This window comes from Pseudoduganella sp. RAF53_2, assembly GCF_052113985.1.
Classification (GTDB): Bacteria; Pseudomonadota; Gammaproteobacteria; order Burkholderiales; family Burkholderiaceae_D; genus Rugamonas.
On the sequence record NZ_JBFRDW010000500.1, the window covers coordinates 1 to 4,504 of the forward strand.

The window sequence follows — 4,504 nt, forward strand, 5'->3', positions numbered from 1 at the left end:
TCGGATCACCGCGCGTGGGCAACGGCGAATTTGCAGCACGTCTGCTGCGGCGGGATGTGGAGCGGTATATCGATTGCTGCGATGATGTGACGCAGGTGCCGCCGTGTGGGCTGCTGCTGCAGTACACCCATCTGGAAGGCGCGCGCTACCTCAACCGCAACGGCAAATACCTGCCGGCGGCGGGGGACTTCGCCATGGCGGCAGACCGCGCGCGAGCGGAAGTCAATTACGTCATCTATAAACTCAGGCCCGGCAATGTGCTGACGCGTGGTCTTGCGGACCACGCCATGATCAACTACATCAGCGCCTTGCTGGGCCTGCGCGAAGCTTAGGTCAGAGCAGGGTCTTGGCCAATGCGGTCAGGCGATCCGCGTAGGCGTTGAGGTCCAGCTCCTTGCGTGCCACGCCGCTGCGCATGGCGGCGGCAGCGATCTTCGGCGTCACTTGCGACAGGAGACGGTCGTCCAGCAGGCCAGGAACCACGTAGTCCTTGCTGAAACGCTCGTCGCTGCGGGCGATGCCGGCGAGGGCGGTAACGCAGGCGCGCTTCATGTCCTGGTTGATCGTGGTGGCGCCGGTGTCCAGCGCTGCACGGAACAGGTAAGGGAAGCACAGGGCGTTGTTGATCTGGTTCGGGTAGTCCGAACGGCCGGTGGCGATGATCGCATCCRGCGCCACTTCGCGCACCAGTTCAGGGCGCAGCTCTGGCTCGGGATTGGCCAGCGTGAAGATGATCGGGGCCTTCTTCATCGACTTCACGTCGGCTTGCGACAGCAGGCCAGGACCGGACAGGCCGAGGAACACGTCCGCATCGACGATCACTTCGGACAGGGTCGTGGCCGTGGTGTCCTGCACCCAGTCGGCCTTTTCGCCGGTCAGGTTGCGGGCCTTGGTCAGCACGCCCTTGGAATCGCAGACGAAGATGTTCTCGCGGCTGGCGCCGATATCCACCAGCAGTTCCAGGCAGGCGATAGCGGCAGCGCCCGCGCCGGAGCAGACGATTTTCACGGTCGAGATATCGCGGCCGGTCATCTCGACGGCATTCAGCATGCCGGAACCCACCACGATGGCGGTGCCGTGCTGGTCGTCGTGGAAGACCGGGATCGACAGGCGCTCACGCAGTTTGCGCTCGATATAGAAGCACTCAGGCGCTTTGATGTCTTCCAGGTTGATGCCGCCGAAAGTCGGATGCAGGGCGGCGATGATGTCCACCAGCTTGTCCGGATCGGTTTCGTCGATCTCGATGTCGAAGGAGTCGATGCCGGCGAACTTCTTGAACAGCACGACTTTGCCTTCCATGACCGGCTTGCCGGCCAGTGCGCCGATATTGCCGAGGCCCAGCACTGCCGAGCCATTCGTGATCACTGCGACAAGATTGCCTTTTGCAGTGTATTCGTACGCCAGCGCAGGATCGCGGGCGATTTCCACGCAGGGCACAGCAACGCCCGGCGAGTAGGCCAGCGCCAGGTCGTCCTGGTTGCCGACGCTCTTGGTTACTGCAATCGCCAGCTTACCTGGCGTGCCTTCACTGTGGTATGCAAGAGCTTTTTGCTCCAAGCTGCTCATTATTTTCTGTCCTTTTTCATTGCGAAAAACGCCCGCAGCAGGCAATCACCTGTTGCGGGCGTATATTGCAGGCGCCGCGAGGGCGCCTGTAATTAGTATTTTTACGGATACAGGCCGCGCACTTCACGTGCAGCCAGCACTCGGGTGCATGCCAGGATGAAGGTTGCGGTACGCAGGGATACCTTCTTCTCTTGAGCGACTTCCCAAACCGAGTTGAACGCGTCTTGCATAATGCGGGTCAGACGAGCGTTGATTTCTTCCTCGCTCCAGAAGAAGCTGGAGAAGTCCTGCACCCACTCGAAGTATGACACGGTTACGCCGCCAGCGTTGGCCAGCACGTCAGGAACGATCAGGATGTCCTTTTCGTTCAGAATATCGTCGGCCTCTGGGGTGGTAGGGCCGTTTGCGCCTTCCAGAATGATCTTGGTACGGATCTTCGGTGCGTTTGCGGCGGTGATTTGCTGTTCCAGCGCCGCAGGGATGAGGATATCAGATTCGATGCCCCAGAAGGAATCACGGTCCTGAGTGGCTTCTGCACCAGGGAAGTTCGCCACGCCGCCGGTTTCTGCAACAAACTTGTGCAGTGCTGCGACATCCAGGCCGCCGGCGTGCACCACAGTGCCGGTGTGGTCCTGAACTGCGACGACTTTGGAGCCCGCATCGGCGAACATGGTGGCAGCAACGCCGCCCACATTACCGAAGCCCTGGATTGCAACACGTGCGCCCTGGATTGCCACGCCGCGCTTTGCAGCTGCTTCGCGGCCAGCCACGAACACGCCGCGGCCGGTTGCTTCGCGGCGGCCCAGCGAGCCACCCATGGAGATTGGCTTACCAGTCACCACGCCGGTCGACAGATTACCTTCGATCATGGCGTAGGAGTCCATCATCCAGGCCATCACTTGCTCGTTGGTGTTCACGTCCGGAGCCGGGATGTCCTTGGTTGGGCCGATGATCAGGCTGATCTCGCTGGTGTAGCGACGGGTCAGGCGCTGCAGTTCGCCGCGGGACAGGGTCTTCGGATCAACGCGAATACCACCTTTTGCACCACCGTATGGCACGTTGACGGCGGCGTTTTTCACCGTCATCCATGCCGAAAGGGCCATCACTTCCGACAGGGTTACGTCCTGGTGGAAGCGCACACCGCCTTTACCTGGGCCGCGCGACATATTGTGCTGCACGCGGTAGCCTTCGTAGTGAGCGATCGTGCCATCGTCACGTTCGATAGGTACGTCAACAACCAGGATGCGCTTCGGGCGCTTCAGGGTTTCCACCCAGCGGGACAGATTGCCCAGGTGTGGGGTAACGCGGTCGATTTGTTTCAGGTATTGACCCCATGGGCCGAGATCGTCGGCGTTGAGGTAAGAAGGCAGTGCGTGGTTCGTCATTGTGTGACTCCTCTGATTCGCGATTGTTCGGTTGATATCGTGGTTCTTGCTTTTGTTCTGATATCGAGCGAGGCGAATCCTACGCCTGAGGCACAAAGCCAGCCAATGCTGTATGCGCATTCGGTTATGCAAAATTTGCATAACCTGTCAAAAGGCTATCGTTCGGAGGCGGGAATGCGGCGTTTTTTATCCGCCGGTTGCTGCTGTTCTTCGAGGTACTCCCACAGCCGCGAAACCACGGGTTTTCCAGGCCTGGCGGGGCTTGGACGCTCGCGATACAGGCGGATTTCCATCTCGATTTCCCAGTCGCCGCGGTCGCCGCCGGCGGGCGCCAGAAGTTTTTGTTTAACTTCGCGCGTGACCGCGGATTCAGGCAGGAAGGCGATGCCGCGGCCTTCCAGCGCCATCATCTTCAGGCCTTCGGCCATATCGGTTTCGAAATGCGTTTCGAGATGCAGCGCCTGTTTGGTGTCGCTCAGGATCAGATCGACCATGCGGCCAAGATAGGCATTGTTGGTGTAGGAAAGGAAGGGGATGGGCGATGTTTTGCGCCCTGGCAGCGTGAACTCCGGTTGCCGCGCCTTGTCGCAGCGGGCGTAGGCACGCAAGGCTTCGCGGCCCATCACCAGCATGTCGTAGCGGCCCGGATCGAGCTGCACCGGCTGGCGCGGATGGTGATACACCAGCACCAGGTCGCAGCCGCCGTCCACCAGTTGCAGCACGGCGTCGTGCACGTTCAGTGCCATCAGTCGGCTGTTAATCGGTGCAAAGTTGGTCTCCAGATCCGAGATCCACTTCGGGATGAACGTCAGCGACAGCGTGTGCGGCGCAGCCAGGTCGATACTGGTCTGCGTCGCCGCACGCTTGCCGCGCAACAGCTCGCGCACGCCGTTGATCTGGCCCAGCATCTCCAGCGCCTGCTCGTAGAACACCATGCCCGCCGGCGTGACGCGCGTTGGATACGAGGTGCGGTCGATCAGGTCCGTACCGACCCAGTTTTCCAGCGACTGAATACGCCGCGAAAACGCAGGCTGCGTCACGTGACGCAGCTGCGCCGAGCGGCTGAAACTGTTCGTTTCAACGAGGGAGATGAAGTCTTCGAGCCATTTGGTTTCCATAGCCGTGATTTTACCGTGCGGCTTCGATGTGCCTCATTGGCGTGAACGTCCACGCGGCCGCTGCGCACACCACCAGAATGATGCCGCCGCCTTCGAAGACCAGTTGCAACGACACATAATTCAGCAGCCAGCCTGCAACCGCCGCCGACAGCGGCGCGAGGCCGAACAGGATGAACATGAAGATGCTCATAGTGCGTCCCATCATCTGCGGCGATACGCGGCGCTGAATCCAGGTGAACACGCCGACCTGCATGAAGCCTCCCAGCAGACCAAGGGCAATCAGCAGCGCCGCGCCTTGCCAGGTGGTCGTGATCATCCCGAGCGGGAACAGGATCAGGCCTGCGAAGAAGTCCACCGTCAGCAGCATGGCGCCAAAGCGCGGCAGGCGCAGTTTGCCGCTCATGCCGGAAGCGATCATGCCAAGCAGCGTACCGC

3 protein-coding genes and 2 pseudogenes are annotated in these 4,504 nt (G+C 60.8%); 1 reads left to right on the forward strand and 4 read right to left on the reverse strand.

Going from position 1 to position 4,504, the window contains the following annotated elements; genetic code table 11:
* Positions 1 to 332 (forward strand): annotated as a pseudogene (locus AB4Z11_RS23920) (hypothetical protein); the annotation flags it as partial.
* 1 nt (position 333) lies between these two features.
* On the opposite strand, the gene AB4Z11_RS23925 reads toward AB4Z11_RS23920, so the two are convergent.
* The 4 genes and pseudogenes from AB4Z11_RS23925 to AB4Z11_RS23940 form a co-directional block, all read right to left on the reverse strand.
* Positions 334 to 1,566 (reverse strand): malic enzyme-like NAD(P)-binding protein, encoded by a 1,233-nt coding sequence (locus tag AB4Z11_RS23925; protein ID WP_442028168.1) that lies wholly within the window; start codon positions 1,564 to 1,566, stop codon positions 334 to 336.
* A gap of 101 nt (positions 1,567 to 1,667) precedes the next feature.
* Entirely contained in the window at positions 1,668 to 2,951 is a 1,284-nt protein-coding gene (locus AB4Z11_RS23930; RefSeq protein ID WP_442028169.1) for a Glu/Leu/Phe/Val family dehydrogenase, read from the reverse strand.
* Between the two features lie 155 nt (positions 2,952 to 3,106).
* Positions 3,107 to 4,069 (reverse strand): LysR family transcriptional regulator, encoded by a 963-nt coding sequence (locus AB4Z11_RS23935; protein ID WP_442028170.1) that lies wholly within the window; start codon positions 4,067 to 4,069, stop codon positions 3,107 to 3,109.
* A 10-nt stretch (positions 4,070 to 4,079) separates the two neighbouring features.
* A pseudogene (locus AB4Z11_RS23940) lies at positions 4,080 to 4,504 on the reverse strand (MFS transporter); the annotation flags it as partial.